The 23,096-nt window shown below is 71.0% G+C and carries 23 protein-coding genes; 15 read left to right on the top strand and 8 right to left on the bottom strand.

What is annotated here, in order from left to right; genetic code table 11:
- Window positions 1-48: 48 nt before the first annotated feature.
- The 4 genes from dnaA to MKK54_RS10645 all read left to right on the top strand — a co-directional run bounded on the left by dnaA (window position 49) and on the right by MKK54_RS10645 (window position 4,790).
- Window positions 49-1,569 (top strand): chromosomal replication initiator protein DnaA, encoded by a 1,521-nt coding sequence (gene dnaA / locus MKK54_RS10660; RefSeq protein WP_244010763.1) that lies wholly within the window; start codon window positions 49-51, stop codon window positions 1,567-1,569.
- 282 nt (window positions 1,570-1,851) lie between these two features.
- A complete protein-coding gene (dnaN, locus tag MKK54_RS10655) occupies window positions 1,852-2,973 on the top strand; it encodes a DNA polymerase III subunit beta (protein WP_244010762.1) in 1,122 nt (373 codons plus the stop codon).
- A gap of 44 nt (window positions 2,974-3,017) precedes the next feature.
- On the top strand, window positions 3,018-4,163 hold the full coding sequence (gene recF / locus MKK54_RS10650; protein ID WP_244010814.1) for a DNA replication/repair protein RecF: 1,146 nt from the start codon (window positions 3,018-3,020) through the stop codon (window positions 4,161-4,163).
- Window positions 4,164-4,178: 15 nt separating this feature from the next.
- A complete protein-coding gene (locus MKK54_RS10645; RefSeq protein WP_244010761.1) occupies window positions 4,179-4,790 on the top strand; it encodes a LysE family translocator in 612 nt (203 codons plus the stop codon).
- A 3-nt stretch (window positions 4,791-4,793) separates the two neighbouring features.
- Here MKK54_RS10645 and MKK54_RS10640 read toward each other — a convergent pair whose 3' ends face one another.
- Both MKK54_RS10640 and MKK54_RS10635 read right to left on the bottom strand, forming a co-directional pair.
- Complete coding sequence (locus MKK54_RS10640) at window positions 4,794-5,198, bottom strand: type II toxin-antitoxin system VapC family toxin (RefSeq protein WP_244010760.1); 405 nt, start codon at window positions 5,196-5,198, stop codon at window positions 4,794-4,796.
- Window positions 5,198-5,437 (bottom strand): type II toxin-antitoxin system VapB family antitoxin, encoded by a 240-nt coding sequence (locus MKK54_RS10635; RefSeq protein ID WP_244010759.1) that lies wholly within the window; start codon window positions 5,435-5,437, stop codon window positions 5,198-5,200. The genes MKK54_RS10640 and MKK54_RS10635 overlap by 1 nt, the downstream gene beginning before the upstream one ends.
- 104 nt (window positions 5,438-5,541) lie before the next feature.
- Between MKK54_RS10635 and recQ the strand changes: the two genes are divergently transcribed.
- The 8 genes from recQ (at window position 5,542) to MKK54_RS10595 (ending at window position 13,713) form a co-directional block, all read left to right on the top strand.
- The gene (recQ, locus tag MKK54_RS10630; protein WP_244010758.1) at window positions 5,542-7,395 is read left to right on the top strand and encodes a DNA helicase RecQ; all 1,854 of its coding nucleotides are present in this window, start codon (window positions 5,542-5,544) and stop codon (window positions 7,393-7,395) included.
- A gap of 141 nt (window positions 7,396-7,536) precedes the next feature.
- Entirely contained in the window at window positions 7,537-8,700 is a 1,164-nt protein-coding gene (locus MKK54_RS10625; RefSeq protein ID WP_244010757.1) for a hydrolase, read from the top strand.
- Window positions 8,701-8,808: 108 nt separating this feature from the next.
- The gene (gene purL / locus MKK54_RS10620; protein ID WP_244010756.1) at window positions 8,809-11,034 is read left to right on the top strand and encodes a phosphoribosylformylglycinamidine synthase subunit PurL; all 2,226 of its coding nucleotides are present in this window, start codon (window positions 8,809-8,811) and stop codon (window positions 11,032-11,034) included.
- A gap of 30 nt (window positions 11,035-11,064) precedes the next feature.
- Window positions 11,065-11,301: a BolA family protein gene (locus MKK54_RS10615; RefSeq protein WP_056095688.1), complete on the top strand. Its 237-nt coding sequence runs from the start codon at window positions 11,065-11,067 to the stop codon at window positions 11,299-11,301.
- A 34-nt stretch (window positions 11,302-11,335) separates the two neighbouring features.
- Entirely contained in the window at window positions 11,336-11,842 is a 507-nt protein-coding gene (locus MKK54_RS10610; protein WP_244010755.1) for a DUF29 family protein, read from the top strand.
- 30 nt (window positions 11,843-11,872) lie between these two features.
- A complete protein-coding gene (gene grxD, locus MKK54_RS10605; protein ID WP_244010754.1) occupies window positions 11,873-12,214 on the top strand; it encodes a Grx4 family monothiol glutaredoxin in 342 nt (113 codons plus the stop codon).
- 149 nt (window positions 12,215-12,363) lie between these two features.
- Window positions 12,364-13,263, top strand: a complete 900-nt coding sequence (locus MKK54_RS10600) for an NAD(P)/FAD-dependent oxidoreductase (protein WP_244010753.1) — start codon at window positions 12,364-12,366, stop codon at window positions 13,261-13,263.
- 234 nt (window positions 13,264-13,497) lie between these two features.
- Window positions 13,498-13,713 carry a hypothetical protein gene (locus MKK54_RS10595; protein ID WP_244010752.1) on the top strand — a complete coding sequence of 72 codons (216 nt, stop codon included), beginning with the start codon at window positions 13,498-13,500 and terminating at the stop codon, window positions 13,711-13,713.
- Window positions 13,714-13,735: 22 nt separating this feature from the next.
- Here MKK54_RS10595 and MKK54_RS10590 read toward each other — a convergent pair whose 3' ends face one another.
- Together MKK54_RS10590 and MKK54_RS10585 are read right to left on the bottom strand one after the other, a co-directional pair.
- Window positions 13,736-14,566 carry a hypothetical protein gene (locus MKK54_RS10590; protein ID WP_244010751.1) on the bottom strand — a complete coding sequence of 277 codons (831 nt, stop codon included), beginning with the start codon at window positions 14,564-14,566 and terminating at the stop codon, window positions 13,736-13,738.
- 79 nt (window positions 14,567-14,645) lie between these two features.
- Window positions 14,646-16,730 (bottom strand): M3 family metallopeptidase, encoded by a 2,085-nt coding sequence (locus MKK54_RS10585; RefSeq protein ID WP_244010750.1) that lies wholly within the window; start codon window positions 16,728-16,730, stop codon window positions 14,646-14,648.
- A 197-nt stretch (window positions 16,731-16,927) separates the two neighbouring features.
- Between MKK54_RS10585 and MKK54_RS10580 the strand changes: the two genes are divergently transcribed.
- Both MKK54_RS10580 and MKK54_RS10575 read left to right on the top strand, forming a co-directional pair.
- Complete coding sequence (locus MKK54_RS10580) at window positions 16,928-17,851, top strand: extensin family protein (protein WP_409564158.1); 924 nt, start codon at window positions 16,928-16,930, stop codon at window positions 17,849-17,851.
- A 108-nt stretch (window positions 17,852-17,959) separates the two neighbouring features.
- On the top strand, window positions 17,960-19,144 hold the full coding sequence (locus tag MKK54_RS10575) for a L,D-transpeptidase (protein WP_244010749.1): 1,185 nt from the start codon (window positions 17,960-17,962) through the stop codon (window positions 19,142-19,144).
- On the opposite strand, the gene MKK54_RS10570 is transcribed toward MKK54_RS10575, so the two are convergent.
- Genes MKK54_RS10570 through MKK54_RS10560 form a run of 3 tightly spaced genes read right to left on the bottom strand, consistent with a single transcriptional unit; the run spans window position 19,131 to window position 22,002 of the window.
- Window positions 19,131-19,886, bottom strand: a complete 756-nt coding sequence (locus MKK54_RS10570; RefSeq protein ID WP_244010748.1) for an ABC transporter permease — start codon at window positions 19,884-19,886, stop codon at window positions 19,131-19,133. The genes MKK54_RS10575 and MKK54_RS10570 overlap by 14 nt on opposite strands.
- A complete protein-coding gene (locus MKK54_RS10565; RefSeq protein WP_244010747.1) occupies window positions 19,883-21,064 on the bottom strand; it encodes an ABC transporter permease subunit in 1,182 nt (393 codons plus the stop codon). Before MKK54_RS10565 ends, MKK54_RS10570 begins: the two co-directional genes overlap by 4 nt.
- Window positions 21,061-22,002: a glycine betaine ABC transporter substrate-binding protein gene (locus MKK54_RS10560; RefSeq protein WP_409564157.1), complete on the bottom strand. Its 942-nt coding sequence runs from the start codon at window positions 22,000-22,002 to the stop codon at window positions 21,061-21,063. Before MKK54_RS10560 ends, MKK54_RS10565 begins: the two co-directional genes overlap by 4 nt.
- Before the next feature lie 304 nt (window positions 22,003-22,306).
- Here MKK54_RS10560 and MKK54_RS10555 point away from each other — a divergent pair, with 304 nt between their 5' ends.
- A complete protein-coding gene (locus MKK54_RS10555) occupies window positions 22,307-22,696 on the top strand; it encodes a response regulator (RefSeq protein WP_244010746.1) in 390 nt (129 codons plus the stop codon).
- A 16-nt stretch (window positions 22,697-22,712) separates the two neighbouring features.
- Here the strand turns inward: MKK54_RS10555 and MKK54_RS10550 are convergent, their stop codons facing one another.
- Window positions 22,713-23,090, bottom strand: a complete 378-nt coding sequence (locus MKK54_RS10550; protein ID WP_244010745.1) for a YraN family protein — start codon at window positions 23,088-23,090, stop codon at window positions 22,713-22,715.
- Between the last annotated feature and the right edge of the window lie 6 nt (window positions 23,091-23,096).

The raw sequence follows: 23,096 nt of genomic DNA, 5'->3' as shown, positions 1-23,096 counted from the left end.
CGTACGTTCCGTCGGCGGCCCTCCGCTCTCGGCACGAGGAGAGCGATGATGCATGTCGACGGTAGCGTGTCCGGCAATGTCGAGACGGGCATGAGCGGCGTGAGTGGTCCCGACACGGTGGCCGCCTGGGCTCGGGTGAAGCGGCGCCTCCGGGCGGAACTGGGTGAGGACGTGTTCGCGAGCTGGTTCGCCCGGCTCGAACTCGTGGAGGTCGTCGACGGCACGGCCCGCCTGACGGTCCCGACCCGTTTCCTGAAGAGCTGGATCGAGTCGCATTACCTCGACCGGGTGCTGACGACCTTCCGCAGCGAGGTCGAGGCGGTCTCGCGGCTCGACGTCTCCGTGCGCGGCCCGTCCGCCGCCGGTGCCGCCCGGCCGGTTCCGAGCGTGACCAAGACCGGCAGCAGCGCCGCGAGCCCTCTGGCCCGGCTCCAGGCCGTCGGCTCGACGGCGCCCTCGCACGCCGAGACGAGCTCGGTCTCCGAGGGTGAGCCCGCGCTGGGGGGCCGCGCGGAAGCCGGCGGCGACCTGAACGGCGCACCCCTCGACAACCGCCTCACCTTCGCGAGCTTCGTCGTCGGCCGCTCGAACGCGCTGGCCCACGCCGCCGCCGAGCGGGTTGCCCGCCACGACGGACAGGGCGCGCTCTACAACCCGCTCTACTTCCATGCCGGCGTCGGCCTGGGAAAGACCCACCTCCTCCACGGCATCGGCCACGCCGCCCGTGAATCCGGCCGCCGGGTGATCTACCTCACCGCCGACCGCTTCATGTACGGCTTCGTCAACGCCCTGAAGACCCAGAACGCGCTGGCTTTCAAGGAGCGCCTGCGCGCCATCGACCTGCTCATCCTCGACGACGTGCAGTTCATCCAGGGCAAGTCGATCCAGGCCGAGTTCGGCCACACCATCAACGCGCTGATCGATGCCGGCCGCCAGGTCGTCGTCGCCTCGGACCGGCCGCCCACCGAACTCGAAGCCCTGGAGGAGCGGGTGCGCTCGCGCCTCGCCGGCGGCCTCGTGGTCGAGATCGGCACCCTCGACGAGCAGCTGCGCGCCTCGATCCTCTCGGCGCGTCTCGCCGCCGTGCAGGTCTCGCACCCGAACTTCGAGGTTTCGCCCACGGTCGCCACCTACGTCGCCCGGGCGATCACCGCCAATGGCCGCGACCTCGAAGGTGCGGTGAACCGATTGCTCGCGCACGCCACCCTCACGGGCGCCGCCGTGACCATGGAGACCGCCGAGACCGCGATCCGGGATCTGGTGAAGAACCGCGAGCCCAAGCGCATCAAGATCGAGGACATCCAGAAGCTGGTGGCCTCGCGCTACAACGTCTCGCGCTCCGACATCCTGTCCGAGCGGCGCACCGCCGCCGTGGTCAAGCCGCGCCAGATCGCGATGTACCTCTCGAAGGTGCTCACCCTGCGCTCCCTGCCCGAGATCGGCCGCCGCTTCGGCGGGCGCGACCACACCACGGTGCTGCACGCAGTGCGCAAGATCGACAAGCTGATCGGCGAGGACAACGTGTTGAACGACGAGGTCGAGCTCCTGAAGCGCATGCTTCAGGATTGAGCCCGAGCGGGGGCCGTTCTCCGGGCGGCGTCCAGAATCGTCTTCGGGCACAGGGACGTCGCTCCTCCGGGAGGCGTCCCGAATCATCTTCGGGCGCAGGGGCGTCGCGTCTTCGCGCGGCGTCCCGAATCATCTTCGGGATAGCGCGCCTCTCGCACTTGCGTTCAACGGGAGGCTTCGCCAAGTTCAGCGGCCGCGAGGCCAGGGCGCACGCGGGTACGGTTGAGCGCGACGCCGCGCCCGCCCCTCGCGATGCCCGACGAGAGACCACGAGTTCAGACCATGAGAGTCACTGTCGAGCGTGCGGCCCTCCTTCGGTCGCTCGGCCACGTGCACCGCGTGGTGGAGCGCCGCAACACCATCCCGATCCTGTCGAACGTGCTCCTGCGCGCCGGTTCCGGCGGCCTCGAATTGCGGGCGACCGACCTCGACATCGAGGTGACCGAGACCATCCCCGCCGACGTGGTCGATGCCGGGGCCATCACCGTGCCCGCCCACGTGATCTACGACATCGTGCGCAAGCTGCCCGACGGCGCTCAGGTCTCGCTGGAGACCAGCGGCGAGACGGGGCAGATGACCATCCGCTCCGGGCGCTCGCGCTTCTCTCTCGGCGCCCTGCCCGAGGGCGATTTCCCGGATCTGGCGGCCGGCGAATTGCCGACCCGCTTCGTCATCGCGGCCTCGGACTTGAAGCGCCTCATCGAGAAGACGCAGTTCGCGATCTCCACCGAAGAGACGCGCTACTACCTCAACGGCATCTACCTGCACACGATCGAGTCCGAGGGGGCCCTGCGCATGCGCGCGGTGGCCACCGACGGCCACCGCCTCGCCCGCGTCGAACTCGACGCGCCCGAGGGCAGCCGCGACATGCCCGGCATCATCGTACCCCGCAAGGCGGTGGCCGAGATCATCAAGCTCGTGGAGGATGGCGGCGAGAGCGTCGAGATCGACCTGTCCTCGGCCAAGATCCGCTTCAAGTTCGCCAGCGGCGTGGTGCTGATCTCGAAGCTGATCGACGGCACCTTCCCGGATTACCAGCGCGTGATCCCGGCGGGCAACGACAAGTTCCTCACCGTGGAGCGCGACGTCTTCGCCAAGGCCGTCGACCGCGTCTCGACGATCTCGTCGGAGCGCGGCCGCGCGGTGAAGCTCGCGGTGCAGGACGGCCGCCTCGCCCTCTCGGTGAACAACCCGGATTCCGGCAGCGCCACCGAGGAGATCGACGTCGATTACGACGCCGCCGCCCTCGATATCGGCTTCAACGCCCGCTACCTCCTCGACATCACGAGCCAGCTCGAAGGCGACACCGCCCTGTTCAAGCTCGCCGATCCGGGCTCGCCGACCCTGATTCAGGACCGCGAGGGCGCGTCCGCGCTCTACGTGCTGATGCCGATGCGGGTGTGATCGAAGGCCCGAGCCCGATCCCCGCCCCGACGACGGACCCGACCATTTCCACCAGCGGAGGCCTTCGCCTCACCCGCCTGGTCTGCCGCGACTTTCGCAACCACGCCGATCTCGATCTCGGCGTGGGGCGCCGCTTCGTCGCCCTCGTGGGCGAGAACGGGGCCGGCAAGACCAACCTCCTGGAGGCGATCTCGCTGTTCTCGCCGGGGCGCGGCCTGCGCCGGGCGGATCTCGCGGGCATGGCGCGCACCGGCGGTCCCGGCGGGTTCGCGGTCTCGATGGCGCTGGCGCGCGGGGAGGACGAGCACCGGATCGGCACCGGCTACGAGCCACCGGGCTACGACGGCAAGGCCGCGCGCCTGTGCCGGATCGACGGGGCGACGGCGCCCTCGCCCGTCGCCTTCTCGGAATTCCTCCGCGTGGTCTGGCTGACGCCGGACCTCGACGGCCTGTTCCGGGGGCCGGCCGGCGACCGCCGCCGCTTCCTCGACCGGCTGGTGCTGGCGGTGGATGCGAGCCACGGGGCGCGCGTCAACGCCCTCGAACGGGCCTTACGCTCGCGCAACCGTCTGCTGGAGGAGCGCCCGAACGACGGGCAATGGCTCGACGCGGTCGAGCGCGAGGTTGCGGAACTCGGCGTCTCGGTGGCGCTGGCGCGCCGCGAGACCACGGAGCGCCTCGACCGCCTGATCGCCGAGGGGCGCGACGACGCCCAGCCCTTCCCCTGGGCGGCCCTGCGTCTCGAAGGCGATCTCGACGACCTCGTCGCGGTCTGGCCGGCGCTGGAGGCGGAGGACCGTTTCCGCATGGCTCTGCGCCAGGGCCGCGCCCGCGACCGCGCGGCGGGGCGCACCTTGAGCGGCCCCCAGACCAGCGACCTCGTGGTGCGCCACGGCCCCAAGGATGTGCCCGCCGCCACCGCCTCCACCGGCGAGCAGAAGGCGCTCCTCATCGGCCTCGTGCTGGCCCATGCCCGCCTCGTCCAGGCGATGTGCGGGATTGCGCCCCTCGTCCTCCTCGACGAGGTCGCCGCCCATCTCGATCCGCGCCGCCGGGCCGGTCTGTTCGACGCCCTCGAGGCCCTCTCGGGTCAGGTCTGGATGACGGGGGCCGATCCGGCGCTCTTCGCGGAACTCGAGGCACGCGCCGACATGGTCAGGATCGTCGATGGGCGCGTCGCCGCCCCCTGACCGCCGGGACAAGCCTTGTCGATCGCGAATCTCCTCCTGTTTGCCGGCATCTACGCCGTGGCGGTGGCCTCGCCCGGTCCCGGCATCGCCGCCCTCGTGGCGCGGGTGCTGGCGCGCGGGGCGGGCGGCATCGCGGCCTTCATCGCCGGTTTCGTCGTGGGCGACCTCGTCTGGTTCGGCGTGGCGGCGGCCGGCATGGCCTTCCTCGCCCAGTCCATGGCCGTCGCGTTCGTGGTCCTGAAATACGCGGGGGCCACATATCTCGCGGTTCTCGCCTGGAAAGCCTGGACCGCGCCCGTGGCGCCCATCGAGGCCACGCCCGTGGACGAAGACGGCCGGATACGCCTGTTCGTTGGCGGCCTCGTCCTCACCCTCTGCAACCCGAAGGTGATCCTGTTCTTCCTCGCCCTGCTGCCGGGGGTGATCGATCTCGATCGCCTCAACGCGTCCGGCTTCGCCGCGATGGGCGCGACCATCGTCGTCGTCCTGAGCGGCGTCCTCTCCGCCTATGCCGGGGCTGCGGCGCGGGCCCGGCGGGTGTTCACCTCGCAGCGTGCGCGGCGGGCGATCAATCGCGGCGCCGGGACCGTGATGGCGGGCGCGGCGGTCGCCGTCGCGACGCGGTGATGCTCAGGCGAGGGCGGACGGAATGTCGGTTCGGGAAAAGTCGTTGCCGACGAACAGCAGCGGGACGTCGTGGGTGCGTGCGCAGGCATAGGCGAAGCAGTCGCCCATGTTGAGCTTGGCCGGGTGTCCCCGTCCCTTGCCGTAGCGCGCGTAAGCCGCGAGCGCGCCGTGCGCCTCCGCGTCGGTCATGGGCACCACCCGGATCTGCGCCTGCTCCAGCAACCCGCGAACCTCCCTCTCGGCCGCTTCCACCGACAGCCCCTTCTTGCGGCAAACGGCGCTCGCCGTCTCGAAGATGGCGAGGGCCGACGTGATCGGATGATTGGCCCCCTCGAGGCAGTGAAACAGAGCGATGTCTTCCTCTTCTCCGGTCAGGATTGCGACCATGGCGGACGCATCGACGAACATCACGGCTCCCCGTTGAGATCGTCGAAGAAGGCCTTGTCCGCCTCCAGCCCCGTATCCGGATGCTGGGCGATCCGGGCGCGCGCCGGCCGCATCCGCTCCAGCAGCGACGGCTGCCCCTCCAACCGCTCCACTTCCCGCACCAGGGCGATCCGCACCGCCTCGGTCTTGCTGACGCGGGCCAGGGCCGCCACTTTCTCCGCGAGGCGATTCACCTCCTCGCTTCGGATGTTGAGAGGCATTAGGATCGCTCCCGTGTAGACGGGACGATGCTAGTGTCTACACAATGCCTGATCAAGACCTCGGCCCATCAGGCCGCCCCCGGAATTCCCACCCAAGGTTCGCGATGACAAGCCGTCTCGACGAGGCCCGCGCCGCGTTGAAGAAGACCTTCGGCTACGACGATTTCCGCCCCGGCCAGGACGAGGTGATCGGCGCCGTGCTCGACGGCACCGACGTGTTCGCGGTCATGCCCACGGGCTCGGGCAAGTCGATGACCTATCAGCTGCCCGCCCTGGTGGAGCACTCGCTGACCGTGGTGGTCTCGCCCCTGATCGCGCTGATGCACGACCAGGTGCAGCAGATGCTCGGCTTCGGCGTCGCGGCCGCGACCCTGAACTCCTCCGTGGCCGAAGCGACCTCCCGCGAGACCTGGCGCCAGATCCGCTCCGGCGACCTCCGGCTCCTCTTCGTCTCGCCCGAGCGGCTGATGATGGAGGGGCTGATGGACGCCCTGCGGGGTGCCGGCGTCCGGCGCCTCGCCGTGGACGAGGCCCACTGCGTCTCGCAATGGGGCCACGATTTCCGGCCCGAGTACCGCGATCTCGCCCGCGCCCGCGAGGCGCTCGGCAACGTCCAGACCCTGGCGCTCACCGCCACCGCCGACAAGGCGACCCGAGCCGACATCACCGAGCGGCTGTTCCCGGCGGGACGCGAACTCAAGGCCTTCGTCCATTCCTTCGACCGGCCGAACATCCGCCTGACCTTCGCGCCGAAGGACAACCCGACCCGCCAGATCGAGCGCTTCCTGCGCCCGCGCCGCTCGGAGAGCGGGATCATCTACTGCTCGTCGCGCAAGCGCACGGAGCAGCTCGCCGAGATCCTGTCGAAGGACGGATTCCGCGCCCTGCCCTACCATGCCGGCCTCGACCAGGGCACGCGCATGAAGAATCAGGACACCTTCCTGCAGGAGGACGGCGTGGTGATGACCGCCACGGTGGCCTTCGGCATGGGCATCAACAAGCCCGACGTGCGCTTCGTCTGCCACGCCGACATGCCCTCGAACGTCGAGGGCTACTACCAGGAGATCGGCCGCGCCGGCCGCGACGGCCTGCCCGCCGACACGCTCACCATCTACGGCCTCGACGACATGGCCCTGCGCCGGCGCCAGATCGACGAGAAGGAGGTGCCCGACGAGCGCCGCCGGGTCGAGCGGCGCAAGCTGGAGGCGATGATCGCGCTCTGCGAGGGCGCCACCTGCCGGCGGCAATCCCTGCTCGGTTATTTCGGCGAGGCGAGCGAGCCCTGCGGGCGCTGCGACCTCTGCCGCGGCGGCGTCTCGCTCGTCGACGCCACCGTGCCGGCGCAGAAGCTGCTCTCGGCCATCGTGCGCACCGGCCAACGCTTCGGCGCGGCCTATGTCTGCGACGTGGTCCACGGCAAGGAATCGGATACCATCCGGCGCAACGGTCACACGGCCCTGAAGACCTTCGGGGTCGGCGCCGACAAGCCGATCGCGGCCTGGCGCGCGATGCTGCGCCAGCTCTTCGCGGCCGGCGCCGTCTCCGAGAACGGCGACGGCTTCGGCGGGCTCTCCCTCACCGACAAGGGCGAGGCGATCCTGTTCGGCCGCGAGGCCATCCAGATGCGGCCCGATCCCGAGCCCAAGGCGGCCGAGCCCCGTGATCGCAAGCGGGGGGCCGCCCGCGAGGATGCGAGCCTCGACCTCGACCCGGCGACCGAAGCCCTATTCCAGCACCTGCGAGGCCTGCGCGCCACCATCGCCCGGGCCGAGGGCATCGCCGCCTTCATGGTCTTCCCCGACCGCACCCTGATCGAGATGGCCCGCACCAAGCCCGTCGACCTCTACGCGCTGCGCACCGTGCACGGGGTCGGCGAGCGCAAGCGCGAGGCCTACGGCGAGCGTTTCGTCGGTGCGATCGCCGAATTCCTCGCGCACGCGCCGACCGCGCGTGCCTGATGCGCTTTCGCACTCGTGCCGCGCGATGCGCATCGTGTAGGGACGGGCGCGGAGTAGCGCAGCACATCCTCGGAATCGGACGGACCTCTCATCGACCAGTCTTCAGAGCCGACCGCCGCGTCGAGGCGTCAGGTCTTCTACATGCCGGGCTTCGATCCGCGCGAGCCGGAGACCTATTGGGGCCTGTTCCGGCGTGAGAGCCGGCTGGCCGCCGTGCGGCGCGGCCTGACCGTGACCGTGGGCGATCCCGAGCGGACGCCGGACGGTCTCGCCCTCGACTGGGACGTGAGCCTCGACGGGCAGGCCACGCGCTACACCCTGCTGCGCTGGGACGACATCGTCCGCGCCCGTTTCCCGCGCTCCAACGGGCGACGGCTCGTCGCGGTGCCGGCCTTGTGGTGGCGCCTGCTGCGCTCCGGCTACCTGCGTCCGTTCCGGCGCGAGGCCCGGCGCTTCGCCCGCGTGATCATCGGCGTCCACCTCATCTACCTGTTTCTCGTGGTCTCGAGCCTCGCCGCCGCGACGGGCCTCGTCGCGCTCGCGGCCGATCTCGCGACGCCCTGGGCGTATCTCGCGGTTCCGCCCCTCGCCTACGCGATCCTGGCCGGGCTGATGCGGGTGACGCGCGGCAAGCCGTTCTACGTGGCCCATCTCGTGGACGACACGGCCTTCACGCACGACCATGCCGGCGGCGCCGAGACCCGGATGCGCGACCGCCTCGACGCCTTCGCGGACATCATCCGGCGAGCCGAGGGCCATACGTCCGAGATCGTGGTGATCGGCCATTCCTCGTCGAGCTTCCTCGGCCTGGAAGCGCTCGACCGGATCCTGAACCGCGACCCCGAGTTCGGGCGGCGCGGCACGCCGGTCTCGTTCGTCAGCATCGGCAGCGTGATTCCGTGGATCACCCTCGATCCCCGCGCCGCCGAGGCCCGCGCGGCGCTCGCCCGGGTCGCGGCCTGCGACGCGATTCTCTGGCTCGACGTCCGGGCGAAGTGGGACTGGCTCTCGGTGCATCAGCGCAACCCCTTGAGCGCCTCGAAGCTTCCGGCGCCGATGGCGCACCGCCCGGTCGAGATCCACGTGCGGATCGACGACCTGATCGAGAAGCGCATCATCGCCCGACGCAAGTGGAACCTGTTCCGGATGCACTTCCAGCTCCTGATGTCGAGCCGGGACCCGGAGGCGTTCGACTACATCGCCTTTGTGGCCGGCCCCGAGCCGGTCCACGCGCTGATCCGGCGCTGGCGCGACGTGGGGGAGCAGCCGAAGGGCCGCGTCACGTCGGAATCCGCCGAGGATTAGGGTATCGCGCCCGGCCCGATCCGCGATCGCCGGTTGCCAGGGCGCGCCGTTCCGCTCTAGAGCCGTCACGGCCGGACCCCGACGCGGGCCCGGCCCGAGAGGGGTCGCATGTTCCGCAACGATGTTCCGATCACCCCCGAACTGGTCCGCCAGCACGGCCTGACGCCGGACGAGTACGCGCGCTTCCGGGCCCTGATCGGTCGCGATCCGACGCTGACCGAACTCGGCATCGTCTCGGCCATGTGGAACGAGCACTGTTCCTACAAGTCTTCCCGCAAACACCTGCGCGGCCTGCCGACCGCGGCGCCGTGGGTGATCCAGGGGCCGGGCGAGAATGCCGGCGTCATCGACATCGGCGACGGCCTCGCCTGCGTCTTCAAGATGGAGAGCCACAACCACCCGAGCTTCATCGAGCCCTACCAGGGCGCGACGACGGGCGTCGGCGGCATTCTTCGCGACGTGTTCACCATGGGCGCGCGGCCCATCGCGGCGCTCAACGCCCTGCGCTTCGGCTCGCCCGACCATCCCCGCACCCGGCACCTCGTCTCGGGCGTGGTCGCGGGCATCGGCGGCTACGGCAATTCCTTCGGCGTGCCGACGGTGGGCGGCGCCATGGGCTTCCATCCCCGCTACGACGGCAACATCCTCGTCAACGCCATGGCGGTGGGCCTCGCCCGCACCGACGCGATCTTCTACGCGGCGGCCACGGGCGTCGGGAACCCCATCGTCTATCTCGGCTCGAAGACCGGCCGTGACGGCATCCACGGCGCCACCATGGCCTCGGCCGAGTTCGACGACGCCTCGGAATCGAAGCGCCCGACCGTGCAGGTCGGCGACCCCTTCGCCGAGAAGCTGCTCTTGGAGGCCTGCCTCGAACTGATGGCGTCCGGCGCCGTCATCGCGATCCAGGACATGGGCGCGGCGGGCCTGACCTGCTCGGCCGTCGAGATGGGCGCCAAGGGCGATCTCGGCGTCGAACTCCACATCGAGAAGGTGCCGGCCCGCGAGGCCGGCATGAGCGCCTACGAGATGATGCTCTCCGAGAGCCAGGAGCGCATGCTCATGGTGCTCAAGCCCGGCATGGAGGCCGAGGCCGAGGCCATCTTCGTGAAATGGGGCCTCGACTTCGCGATCATCGGCCACACCACCGACACGCTGCGCTTCGTGGTCAAGCACGACGGCGTGGTGATGGCCGACCTGCCGATCAAGGAGCTCGGCGACGAGGCGCCGCTCTACGACCGGCCCCACATCGCCAACACCCACCAGCCCGTCATCGCCGCGTCGGACGTCCCCGAGACGGTCGGCAGCGCGGAGGCGCTGAAGCGCCTCGTCGGCTCGCCGGACCTGTCCTCGAAGCGCTGGGTCTACGAGCAGTACGACCACTTCATCGGCGGCAACACCGTACAGAAGCCGGGGGGCAACGCCGCCATCGTGCGTGTCGAGGACGGCCCGCGCGGGCTCGCCATGACCGCCGACGTGACGCCGCGGTACTGCGAGGCCGACCCGGTCGAGGGCGGCAAGCAGGCGGTGGCGGAGGCCTGGCGCAACATCACCGCCGTGGGCGGTCGTCCGCTCGCCATCACCGACAACCTGAACTTCGGCAACCCCGAGAAGCCCGAGGTGATGGGCCAGCTCGTCGGCTGCCTCAAGGGCATCGGCGCGGCCTGCCTCGCCCTCGACTTCCCCGTCGTCTCCGGCAACGTCTCGCTCTACAACGAGACCAACGGCGTCGGCATCCTGCCCACCCCGACCATCGGCGGCGTCGGCGTCCTCGACGACGTCACCCGCCACGCGACGATCGACCTCAAGCGCGCGGGCGACATCCTCGTGCTGGTCGGCGAGACGGCCGGCTGGCTCGGGCAGTCGGTCTACCTTTCGGTCGTCGCCGGCCGCGAGGCGGGCGCACCGCCGCCGGTCGACCTCGCCGTGGAGCGCCGCAACGGCGACTTCGTGCGCGGGCTGATCACGTCGGGCCTCGTCGACACGGTCCACGACCTCTCGGATGGCGGCCTCGCCGTGGCGCTCGCCGAGATGGCGATGGCCGGCGGCCTCGGCGCGGCCCTGCCGGACGTGCCGGAGGGCGTGCCGGCTCACGCCTACCTCTTCGGAGAGGACCAAGCCCGCTACCTCCTCGCCGTGGACCCCGAGACCGTGCCGGACCTGCTCTACAGCGCCTCCGCGCAGGGCGTGCCGGCCGGCGTCGTCGGCGTCGTCGGCACCGATCGCCTGACGCTGCCGGGGGGTGAGAGCATCGCGGTGGCGGATCTGCGCGTGGCCCACGAGGGCTGGCTGCCGGCCTACATGGCGAGCCAGCCGGCCGGCGTTGCCGCATAAGAACCCGTTTCGATCCGAGGAGTGAACCCGATGCCCATGGATGCCCGCGAGATCGAGGCGATGATCCGGGAAGCGCTGCCCGACGCCCGGATCGAGATCAAGGATCTGGCCGGGGACGGCGACCATTATGCCGCCACCGTCCTGTCCGCCGCCTTCAAGGGCAAGACCCGGGTGGCCCAGCACCAGATGGTCTACGGCGCGCTCCAGGGGCGCATGGGGGGCGTGCTGCACGCCCTTGCGCTCACCACGGGCGTCCCCCAGGATTGACGCCTCTCCCCGGCGACCTTCCGGAGGCGGAACGATGGATCAGCCGAGCCTCTACGACGACGACATCGTGACCTGGGCCGAGCAGCAGGCCGCTGCCGTGCGGGCCCTCGCGTTACGGCCCGATCTGTCGAACGCCCTCGACTGGGAGAACGTCGCCGAGGAGATCGAGAGCGTGGGGCGGTCCCAGATCAGCGCGGTCGAGCAGAAGCTCCTGCAGATGCTCATTCACGTGCTGAAGTACATGTCTGCGCCAAGCGCCCAGTCGACCCGATCCTGGCGATCCGAGGTGATCGCTTTCCATGCGGCGGCCTGCCGGGCCTACGCGCCCGGCATGCGGCAGCGGATCGACTGGTCATGGCTGTGGAAGACGGCACGGCTCCAGGCGGAGGTCTCCCTCCGGATGTTCGACGATCGTCTCGTCGTCGGCCTGCCCGATGCGATGCCGTTCACACCCGAAGAACTCGTTTCCGAGACCTTCACCATGGATTGGGCCCTGGAGCGCCTCGCCTCGGCCTTGAACAGGCCGGCCGACCATCACTAGATCACTGCGACACCTAAGAGGATCGACACCATGACCGACGCCAACACCGCCATCAAGGCCGAGATCGAGTCCCAGGACGTGGTCGTGTTCATGAAGGGCACGCCGCAATTTCCGATGTGCGGCTTCTCGGGCCAGGTCGTGCAGATCCTCAACTACCTCGAGGTGCCGTTCAAGGGCGTGAACGTCCTCGACGACATGGCGATCCGCGACGGCATCAAGGCCTTCTCGAACTGGCCGACCATTCCGCAGATCTACGTGAAGGGCGAGTTCGTCGGCGGCTGCGACATCACCCGCGAGATGTTCCAGTCGGGCGAACTGCACCAGTTCCTCGCCGAGAAGGGCATCCCCGTGAAGGCGCCGACCGCCGCCTGAGACGGCTCCCCCATCGCGAATGAACGAGGGCGCGCGAGCGCCCTTTTTCATGCGCGCGTCCGTTTTTTCATTCGACCGCCGCCTGGACGAACATCGCGGCCGCCTCGACCGTTGACCCGGTGACAGACCCCGTCCGGGAGCGACAGCACATGCGCGACGTCATCATCGTCGGCGGCGGCCCGGCGGGGCTCAACGCGGCCCTGATCCTCGGCCGCTGCCGGCGCGACGTGCTGCTCTGCGACGCGGGTACGCCGCGCAACGCGGTCGCGGCCCGGACCTGGGGCGTGTTCACCCGGGACGGGACGCCGCCCTTCGAGATGCGCGCCAGGGCGCAGGCCGATCTCGCGCGCTACGGGACGGTGGAGCGCCGCGAGATCGCCGTGACCGAGGCGCGGCGCGACGGCACAGGGTTCGCCGTCACCCTGGCGGATGGCACCGTCGAGACGACGCGCAAGCTCATCCTCGCCACGGGCCTGCATCAGGCCCTGCCCTCGGTCGATGGGTTCGAGACCTATTGGGGCCACGGGGTGCATGCCTGTCCCTACTGCGACGGCTACGAGAACCGGGACCGGGCCCTCGTCGTCTACGCACACGGTGCGGCGGCCAAGGGCATGGCCCTGGAACTCACGGTCTGGAGCCGGGACGTCACCCTGTGCACGGATGCCCACCCGACGACACTCTCGGCGCATGACCGCGCGCGCCTGGAGCGTCAGGGCGTCGCGGTGATCGAGACGGCGATCCGGCGGCTCGAGGGCGACGGCCGGCAACCAGACCGAATCGTTTTCGCGGACGGCACGGAACGCCCCTGCCACGCCGTCTTCCTGATGCCGATGCCCTGCGACCCGTCCGAGCTCATCACCCAGCTCGGCTGCGACCTGACGCGGAAGGGCGTGGTTCCGACGGGCGAGTACGAGACCACCAACGTGCCGGGCCTGTTCGTGGCGGGCGATGCCTCGCGCCGCGTGCAATTCGCCGTCGTGGCCGCTGCCGAGGGCGCCATGGCGGCCTTCGCCGCCAACACCGAACTCCTGCGCGAGGACGTGGCCTGAATCTCTGGAACCGGACGCCCGGGCCCTTCTCCTGGCTACCGCTTTCGGGGTAGACGAAGACTGTAATCATGTGCGCTGCCGCACCGCGATAAGCTTTGACGCGGTGCAGAGATGAATTAATGGTAAATATTGGCGGCCGATCGGAACTTGTTGCCGATATCCCCATTATCTGCCAATGACAGGTTCTGTGGTCCCCATCGGGGGACCCTCGGGACCCTGGGTCCGGTGGCCGCCATGCCTGTGTTCGAAGCCAAGAATCTCGACTCGGAATACGAGGGTTTCGCCTTCCTGGCGGCGATGCTGCATCCGTCGGCGGAAGCCCGGACGCGCGCCCTCACGCATGGACGCAACCGCGCGGCGCGTGGTGCCATGATCGTCGATCCGGCGACGGTCGAGCCGCGTTTCCCCGTCCGGAATGCCGAGACCGAGATCGAGGCTCAGACCTCGTAGGTTTGGTCGATGCGCGGGCCACTCACCACGCCTGGGGCGTGATGGTGCCCTGCTTCGTCACGACAACCCAGGTCTTGCCGCGCCGCTCGATGCCCTCGATGCGGCCGACACCCGGAACGGTGTCGCCGGGGCCGACCTCGACGAGGCGGCGCTTGCGATCCTCCAGGACGGCGATCCCATCATAGACTTCCCGCACGGCCCAGTTCTCGGTCGGCGCGGGTTTCGGCTTGTCCGCGAGCGCTCCGGTCTCGGTCGGCTCCGGCGGAATGGCCTTGGCGGCCTGCGGGGCCGGTAGCGGCGTGGCCGCCACCGGTGCGGCGCGCTTCTCGATCTGCGTCGTCAACGCGGCGAGGCGGCCGGTCTGGTCCTTCTCGGCCTGTTCGAGCCGGTCGCCCAGGGCGGACATCTTCGTGGTGATGCTCTGCTCGGCGCGCCCGACGCGCTCGGTCAGCGCCGCGCTGCGGGTCTTGGCCTCGGAGCGCGCCGCGTCGGCGCTCTCCTGAAGCTGCGCGAGACTCTTGCCCAGGCGCTCGATCTGGCGTTCGGAGTCGTTACGCGCCGCCTCGACCTGCTGGCGGACCTGTGCGAGCGCCTCGCCGCTCGCGGCACTTTGAGGCTGCGTCGCGAGGCTCATCGCCCCCGCGCCCATGAGTGCGCCGAGGCCGAGGGCCGCGGCCGACAGCCCGGCGAGGCGGGAGTCGATGCGGAACCCGGTCTTGGCGACCATGGCTGGCTTGCCAATGATGGCTGGCTTGGCGGCCTTCTCGGCGGAGGCCCGCGCGCCGAGGATCGCCTGTTTCAGCAGAGCGTCGGGCGAGGTTTCCGCCGACGACGCGAGGACCTTATCCGTCATGACCCGTGCTTCCCGTGTGCCAGGAAGCATTGGTTAAGGCTGTTTCTTTACGAAACCGTTACCATGACGGGCCGGCACATCAGGCCGCGAGGCCGCGCTGGCGCAGGAGCGGATCGATGCTGGGCAGGCGGCCCCGGAAGGCGATGTAGGCCTCGCCCGGATCGCGCAGGTTGCCGGCACCGTAGACGTAGCGGCGCAGGCGGGCCGCCGTGTCCGGGTGGAAGATGTCGCCGGCCTCTCGGAAGGCATCGAAGGCATCCGCGTCGAGCACCTCCGACCAGAGATAGCTGTAATAGCCCGCCGCGTAGCCGTCGCCCGAGAAGATGTGCGCGAAGTGCGGTGAGCGGTGGCGCATCGCGATCTCGGCCGGCATCGCGATGCGCTTCAGGGCATCCGCCTCGAAGGCCGCGACGTCGAGCCCGTCCTCGCCCGCGCTCGACAGGTGCAGGGTCATGTCGACGATGGCGGATGAGGTGTACTCGATCGTGGCGAAGCCCTGGTTGAAGGTCCGCGCGGCGAGCAGCCGCTTCAGGAGGTCTTCCGGCATCGGCTCGCCCGTGCGGTAGTGCCGGGCATGCGCGCGCAGGACCTCCGGCTGCTCGAGCCAGTGCTCGTAGAGCTGCGAGGGCAGTTCCACGAAGTCGCCCGCCACGGCGGTGCCGGCCAGGAGCGGATAGGTCACGTCGGAGAGCAGGCCGTGCAGGGCGTGGCCGAATTCGTGGAACAGGGTGCGGGCATCGTCGAAGGAGAGCAGGGTCGCCTCCCCCTCCGGGGCTTTGGCGAAGTTCATCACGTTGACGATGATCGGCTTGATGTCGCCGTTCAGGCGCTCCTGCGAGCGGAAGGCGCTCATCCAGGCGCCGCTGCGCTTCGAGGCCCGGGCGAAGTAGTCGCCGAGGAAGAGCCCGACCTCGGAGCCGTCGGCATCGCGCACGGCGAAGGCGCGCACGTCCGGATGGTAGCGCGGCGCACCCGCCAGTTCCTCGAAGCGTAGGCCGAACAGGCGCGAAGCGGTGTCGAACGCCGCCGCGATGACGCCCTCGAGGGGCAGGTACGGCTTGATCTCGCTCTCGTCGAGGTCGTGCTCGGCGCGCCGCAGCTTCTCGGCGTAGTGGCGCCAATCATGCCGCGCCAGCGCGAAGTCCTGCCCCTCCGCCCGGACCAGGGCCTGGAGCCGGTCCCGCTCGGCGCTGGCGCGGTTCAGGGCCGGGGTCCAGACGTTGCGCAGGAGATCCATGGCCCGGTCGGGCGAGCCCGCCATGGTGTCGGAGAGCTTGAAATGCGCGAAGCTGTCGAAGCCGAGCAGCCGGGCGCGCTCGGCCCGCAGGGAGACGATCTCGGCGATCAGGCCGCGATTGTCGGTGTCGCCGCCGTTCTCGCCGCGCCGGGTCCAGGCTTCGTAGGCCTTCTCGCGCAGGTCGCGCCGGGTCGAGAACACCAGGAACGGCTCGATCAGCGAGCGCGACAGGGTGATGACGTGGCTGTGGGCGCCGCCGCGCTCACGCGCCGCGGAGGCGGCGGCCGCGCGCAGGAAGGGCGGCAGGCCGGCCAGATCGTCCTCGCTCTCCAGCGGCAGCGCGAAGGCGCCCTCGTCAGCGAGCAGGTTCTGGCTGAAGCGCGTGCCGAGTTCGGCCATGCGGCCGGCGATCTCGGCCATGCGGGTCTTGGCCTCGGGCGCGAGGTCGGCGCCCGCGCGCCGGAAGCGGGTGCGATAGCGGTCGAGCACGCGGGCCCGCTCCGGGTCGAGACCCTCGGTCGCGACGGCCGAGATGCGGGCCCAGAGCGCGGCGTTCAGGTAGATCGCGCTGCCGTGGCGCGCGAGGCGCGGGGTGATGGCCCGCTCGACCGCCTGAAGCTCGGGGTTGGTGTGACTGCCGCTGAGATTGAAGAACACGGACGCGACCCGGTCGAGGTCGTGCCCGGCCCGCTCCAGCGCCTCCACGGTGTTGGAAAAGCTCGGCGGCGCGGTCTCGTCCGCGATCGCCGCGATCTCGGCCTCGTGGCTGGCCAGGGCCGCCTCGAAGGCCGGCAGGTAGTGGGCGGGCTGGATGCGCTCGAAGGGCGGCAGGCCGTGCGGCGTCGACCAGTCCCGCTCCGCGAAGGGCCCGATCGACGCCGGCGTGGCGTGAAGGTCGAGGGGAGCGTCGGGCGTGCCTGAGGTCATTCGGGTTCCTTCGTGCGATGTGTCGCGCAAACCTTCCTTAGGGTAAGCGCACGATCCCAAAGCGCAAAGGCGGCGCGACGACCGATTGCGACGGCGCGTGGACTTTGTGCCCTTGCGGGCCGGCCTCAACCCCCCGATCGTGCACCCCGACGTGGTCGCCCGTCTCCACGGGTGGCTCGGACCAGGATGAACACGCGATGCGCCCGCCCCGCCGCCCCGGCCCGCTGATCCTGGCGCTGGCCGCGCCGATGCTCCTCGCCCCGCCGCTTCCGGGGGCAGGGTCCGGGGCGGCACGCGCCCAGGACAAGGGCGTGCCCTCGGATGCCACCGCGATCCCGATGCCGCCGCCGACGCCCCCGGCGCGTCCGCCCGAACTCGGTGCCCCAGCGCCGATGGCCGTCGAACCGGGGCCGGCCCTGCCCGCCGATACGCCGCGTCCGCCCGAGCGGCCGCCCGAACTCGCCGCACCCGCCGCGACGGCGCCGGACGCCGACGGGCCCCGAGCGGGCGGCGAGACACCGGCGCCGCCGCCGCGTCCGCCGGAACTCTCCGGCGCGGCCCTCGCCATCACGGTGGCACCCGTGGACGACAGCGCCTGCCGCCGCCGCCTCGAGCGGCTCGGCGCCCGGTTCGAGCCCCTTCCCGCCATCGCCAACGGCCAATGCGGGGCGGCCAAGCCCCTGCGGATGACGGCCCTCGCCGACGACCTAACCCTGACCCCGCCCGTGACCCTGGTCTGCGAGGCCGCCGAGGCCCTGGCCCGGTGGACCACGGAGGCGCAGGTCGCGGCCGAGCGCGATCTCGGCCGGCCGCTCAAGGGGCTCACGATCGGCACCTCCTACGAGTGCCGGGGCCAGAACCACGATCCCGACGCCAAGCTGAGCGAGCACAGCTTCGCCAACGGCGTCGACGTGATGGGTTTCACCTTCGCCGACCGCCCGGCCATCGCCGTCACGGCGCTGCCCGACGGAACGCCCGAGGCGACGTTCCTCGGCGCGGTCCGGGGCCGGGCCTGCGGCTTCTTCCGGACGGTGCTGGGGCCGGGCTCGGACGCGGCCCACGCCAACCACCTCCACCTCGACGAGCGCGAACGGAACGCGGGACACCGGCTCTGCCAGTAACGTGTTCGGCCGATCGGCTGCTCGCCGCGAGGAAGCGCGGAACGCGCGCCGGCCGAGCGCTCTTACCTTTGCGGATTCAAAGCGATGCGGCGGGAGCTTCCGGTGGACATGGGCGGACGATCGATGCGGGGCGGCCTCGCGGCCCTCACCCTGATCCTGAGCGCGGGTTCGGCCCTCGCCGAGACACGTGACAAGGATCGAGCCGAGGCGCCGGCCCTGACGCGCGAGGCCGTCGAATCCGCGCCCCTGGCGGAGGCCGCCGACACGGACAAGAGCAACGAGCCGAGCAAGAACAGCGCTGCGTCCCAACGCACGGCCGCGACGCGGCCGGAGCCCGCCCTGGTCCGGGCGCAGATCCTGCTGGACCGGTCGCACTTCTCGCCCGGTGCCATCGACGGGCGCGATGGCGACAACCTGCGCGGTGCGCTCGGCGCCTTCGCGGCCGCCAATGGTCTCAAGGCCGGGAAGGATCGGACGGCCGGCGAGGACCTGACGCCCGAACTCGCCGGGAAGCTCCAGGCGACCGGTTCGGACCCGGTCCTGTCCGAATACACGATCACCGAGGCGGATGCGGCCGGACCCTTCGTGGACAAGATCCCGCCGAAGATGGAGCAGCAGGCCGATCTCGACGCCCTCGGCTATACCGGCGCCCGCGAGATGCTGGCCGAGCGCTTCCACATGGCGCCGGACCTCCTCGGTGCGCTCAATCCCGACGCCGCGTTCGACAAGCCCGGTACCGTCATTCTGGTGGCGGCGGTGACACCGCTGGAAACGGGCAAGCCGAAGCCGGAAGGCAAGAGCGCCATGAGCAAGAGCGGCAAGAGCGAGGACAGGAAGGCGGAGGGCAAAGCCGGCGAGGAGTCCAAGCCGGGCAAGGACGTCGCCCGCATCGAGGTCGATAAGGAGAGCCGTAGCGTCCGCGCCTTCGACAAGGACGATCGGCTCGTGGCGTTCTATCCCGCCTCGATCGGCAGCGAGGAGAAGCCCGCGCCCTCGGGCAAGGCCCGGGTGAAGGGCGTCGCCTACGCGCCGACCTACACCTACGACCCGAAATACCAGTTCGCGGGGGTGAAGGCGAAGACCAAGTTCACGATCCCGCCGGGGCCGAACAATCCGGTCGGCGTGGTCTGGATCGACCTGTCGATCCCCTCCTACGGCATCCACGGCACGCCCGAGCCCGAGAAGGTCGGCAAGACCGAATCCCATGGCTGCATCCGCCTCACGAACTGGGATGCGCGCGATCTCGCCACCCGCGTGAAGCCGGGGACCGAAGTGGTGTTCAAGGACGAGTAGATGCGCGCCAGCGGCCGGTGAGCGCCAGGAGCAGCGCATCGGCGAGGAAGGCCAGGGCGGCGGTCGCGGCCGCGCCCTGGAGCATCGGCACGGTGTTCTGGTTCTGGAGCCCGGCCACGATCGGCGAGCCGAGGGTGGCCGCCCCGGCGAGCGCTCCCACGGCGGCGGTGGCGACCGCGAGCACCAGCGCCGTGCGCAAGGTCTCCACGATGGCGGGCGCCGCCAGGGGCAGTTCGATCCGCGTCAGGATCTGCGTCCGCGTCAGGCCGATCGCCCGTCCGGCCTCGCGGACGTCCGGCGCGACGCCCTCGATGCCCCCCACCGTGCCGCGCAGCACCGGCATGATGCCGTAGGCGACGAGGGCCAGCAGCGTCGGCGGACCGCCGAACCCCAGCACCGGCAGGGCCAGCGCCACCACCACGACCGGCGGTACCGCCTGGGCGCCTGCCGCGAGGGCATCGACCACCGGGCGCCAGGGCACGCCGGCGGGGCGCGTCACGAGGATGCCGAGGCCGATGCCGAGGATCGCCACGAGGCCGAGGCCGGTCCCGGCCAGCAGGATGTGCCGCAGCCCGAGGTCGAGCAGGCGCGCGACCGCCAGGGGCCGGCGGACCGGTTCGCCGAGGCCCGAGACGATTGCCGTCGCCACGGCGGGATGGCTGATCGCCGCGAGGACGAGGCCCATGGCGGCGAAACCGGGGGCGGGGTGGCGGGCCGGGTTCAGCCGGGGGAACCGCGTCATGGATGCCATCGCCGCCTCGCCGCCGCTTCGAGCCGGCTCAACCCGATCTCGGCGCCGAGCGACAGCGCCACCACCGGGACGGCGCCGAGGAGGATGAGATCGGGCGCGAACTGCGCCATCCCGTCGAAGACGATGCGGCCGAGGCCGCCGGCTCCCACCAGGGCGCCGAGGGTGGCGAGGCCGAGACCCTGAACGGCGGCGACCCGCAGGGCCCCGACCAGGATCGGCGCGCCGAGAGGCAGGCGGATGCCGAGCAGGATCTGTCTGCGCGTGAGGCCGACCGCCTCGGCCGCCTCGATGGCCGCGGCGTCGGGCGATCGCATGGCCAGGCCGATGCCGCGCCACAGGGGCAGCAGCAGATAGGCCGCGATGCCTGCGACCGCCGGGGCCGCGCCGAGGGCGGACAGGCCGGTCTCGCGCAAGGCCGGCACGGCGCGCAGGAGGCCCGCCGTCAGGGCGACCAGGGCGCCGAGCAGCGCCACGGCCGGCACCACCTGAATGCCGCCGACGAGCATGGCGACGAGGCCCTGGCCCCGACGCCAGAGCGAGAGCGGCACGGCGCCCGCGATCGCGATCGCGAGGGCGGAGCCCGCCAGAACGAGGTGTTCGCGGATCGCGGCCTGCACGGCTTCGTGCCGCGCGGCGTACTCGACGGCCAGCGAGAGCGCGTCGAGGCGTCCCGCGTGGGCCAGGGCCGCCAGACCGAGGCCGAGGCCGAGACCGACGGCCAACCCCAGCCACCGCACGCGGCTGCGCCGGACCGCGAATCCGAGCCCGCCCCCGAGCAGCGCCAGGGCGAGCCAGCTTCCGGCGCCGAGGCTGGCCCGCGCCGCCGGGGCCGCGCCCGCGAGGTTGCGCGCCGCCCCCGAGCCGAGACCCTCGGCGAGGATCAGGAGGGCCACCGTGAAGCCCGCGGCCGCCACGAGGGCGAACCGGCGACCGTCCCGGATCATCGTAAGGACGAGGCCTGCGAGACTCGCGGCGGCGATGGCCGCACCGGTCCAGCCGAGCGCATCGGCGCCGACGACCGGGTGCCCCGGCACCAGCCGGTTGGCCGCGACATTCAAGAGCGGCAGGCGCAGCATCGCGAACCACAGGCCCGCGAGCCAGGCGAGACCGGCGAGCAGGTGGGGAAGGTCGATCCGGTTTGGAGCAGCGGATTCCGATCGCGCCGTCACGGCAGCAATCCGTTCTCGGCGAGGTGGCGCGCGGCCACGCTCTCGGCGACCTCGCCCTCGACGGTGATCCGGGCGTTGAGGCGGCGCAGGGTGGCGGCGTCGAGGGTGGCGAAGACCCGCGCCAAAGCCGGCCCGATCGCGGGATGCCGCGCGAGGGCCTCCGCCCGGATCACGGGCGCCACCTCGTAGACGATCTGGGCGCCGAGCGGATCGCTCATCACGGTGAGGTCCAGGGCCGCCAGGGCGCCATCCGTTCCGTAGACCATGCCGGCATTGACCCCGCTGATGCCCTCTGCCGCCGCGCGCGCCGTCACCGCCGTGTCGCCGCCCGGAAGGCTGACGATGCGGTCGAGGGACAGGGTGAAGCCGTAGGCCGCCTCGAAGGACGGCAGGGCGGCGGGGCTCTCCACGAACTCGGTGGAGGCCGCGAGCCGGATGAGGCCCGCCCGCGCGGCGCGCGCGAAATCCGCCATGGTGGCGAGGCCTTCCCGGCGCGCGAGGTCGCCGTTTACGGCGATGAGCCAGGTGTTGTTGGCCGGCGCCCGCTGGAGCCAGACGAGGCCGCGCTCGGCGTCGCGCCGGCGGATCGTGTCGAAGGCGCCCTGGGGCGACTTCCAGACCGGGTCGGTCTCGGTGCCGGTGAATAAGGCGCCGTTGCCGGTATATTCGGGATAGATCGTCACCTCGCCCGAGAGCAGGCTCGCGCGCACGATCAGGGTCGGCCCCAGGCCGAGCTTGCGCTCCACCGGAAGGCCGAGCCGGGACAGGACCTGCGCGATCATCGCGCCCGTGAGCGCACCTTCGGTGTCGCTCTTCGAGGCCACGACGAGAGGCGCTTCCGCCAGCGCCGCGCGTCCAGCGAGCAGCGGCACCAGAGCCAGGGTGAAAAGGGCCGATCGGCGCGTCGGATCGGCGCGTTCGGGACCGCGTATTAGCATAGGTTGTTGGCGTCCCCCCGCCTTCGGCTCCAGGTGAGAACCGGAACCGCCGGGAAATGTATCGGTCCGTAACATCGCGGCCCTACAGATCGCGTTTGCCGGGTATCCGGTGCTTGACACGCCCAGCGTAACGGGCGACGGCTCGGTGTGCGCCGAGGCAGGACGTCCGCTTCGCGGCGTCCCCTCAGGCTCGTATCGTCCGCGACGCCGAGTACCGGCGGCACATGGTGGGAGCGAACCCGTGAACGGCCTTCCTGGAAGGTGTTCCGGATTTTCGAACGGATCGAAGGGAAGAAGCCCCGGCGTGAGTGCTCAAGTGGACGAAGACCTTCTCAACGGGGCTCGCGTGCTTGTCGTCGAGGACGAAGCCGCGATCTCGATGCTTCTCGAAGACATGCTGCTCGATTTCGGTTGCACGGTGGTCGGCCCGGCCGCCCGCCTGTCGACGGCGCTCGAAATGGCCGAGACGGAGAGTTTCGAGGTCGCCATCCTCGACGTCAACGTGGCGGGCGAACCGATCTATCCGGTCGCCGAGGCGATCGTGAAGCGCAACCTGCCGATCGTGTTCTCGACGGGCTATGGCGGCGCCGGCATCCGCGAGCCGTTTCGCGATCGGCCCGTGGTGCAGAAGCCCTTCAGCCAGGCCGACCTCAAGCGCACGCTGATCGCCGCCGTCGCCGCCGCGCGGGCCTGACCGCGCGGGCTCGACCTCAACAGATCGGGAACGCGTCGGCCACGTGACGGGGCCAGGCGCGGGGCGAAACGAAGACCGCGTCGGCGCGAAAGGTCGTGGCATCGCAGGCCGGGTGGCGGCCGATCCAGGCCCGGGCCGCCCGCGAGAAGCGCGCGATCTTGCGTGCATCGATGGCGCCCTGCGCCGATTCCAGGGTCCCGCGCGCCTTCACCTCCACGAACGCCACCGTGCCGCCGCGCCGCACGATGAGATCGATCTCGCCACCGGCCGCGCGGAAGCGCAGCCCGAGCGGCCGATATCCCTTCAGCATCAAGGCCATCAGGGCGAGGGCCTCGGCCGAGCGGCCGCGCCGTTCGGTGATCCGCCGACGTTCGGCCTCCCTGGTCTCGGGCATGCGCGC

The sequence above is a fragment of the Methylobacterium sp. J-068 genome, from assembly GCF_022829445.1.
Taxonomy (GTDB): Bacteria; Pseudomonadota; Alphaproteobacteria; order Rhizobiales; family Beijerinckiaceae; genus Methylobacterium.
This window is presented reverse-complemented; position numbering and strand designations above follow the sequence as displayed.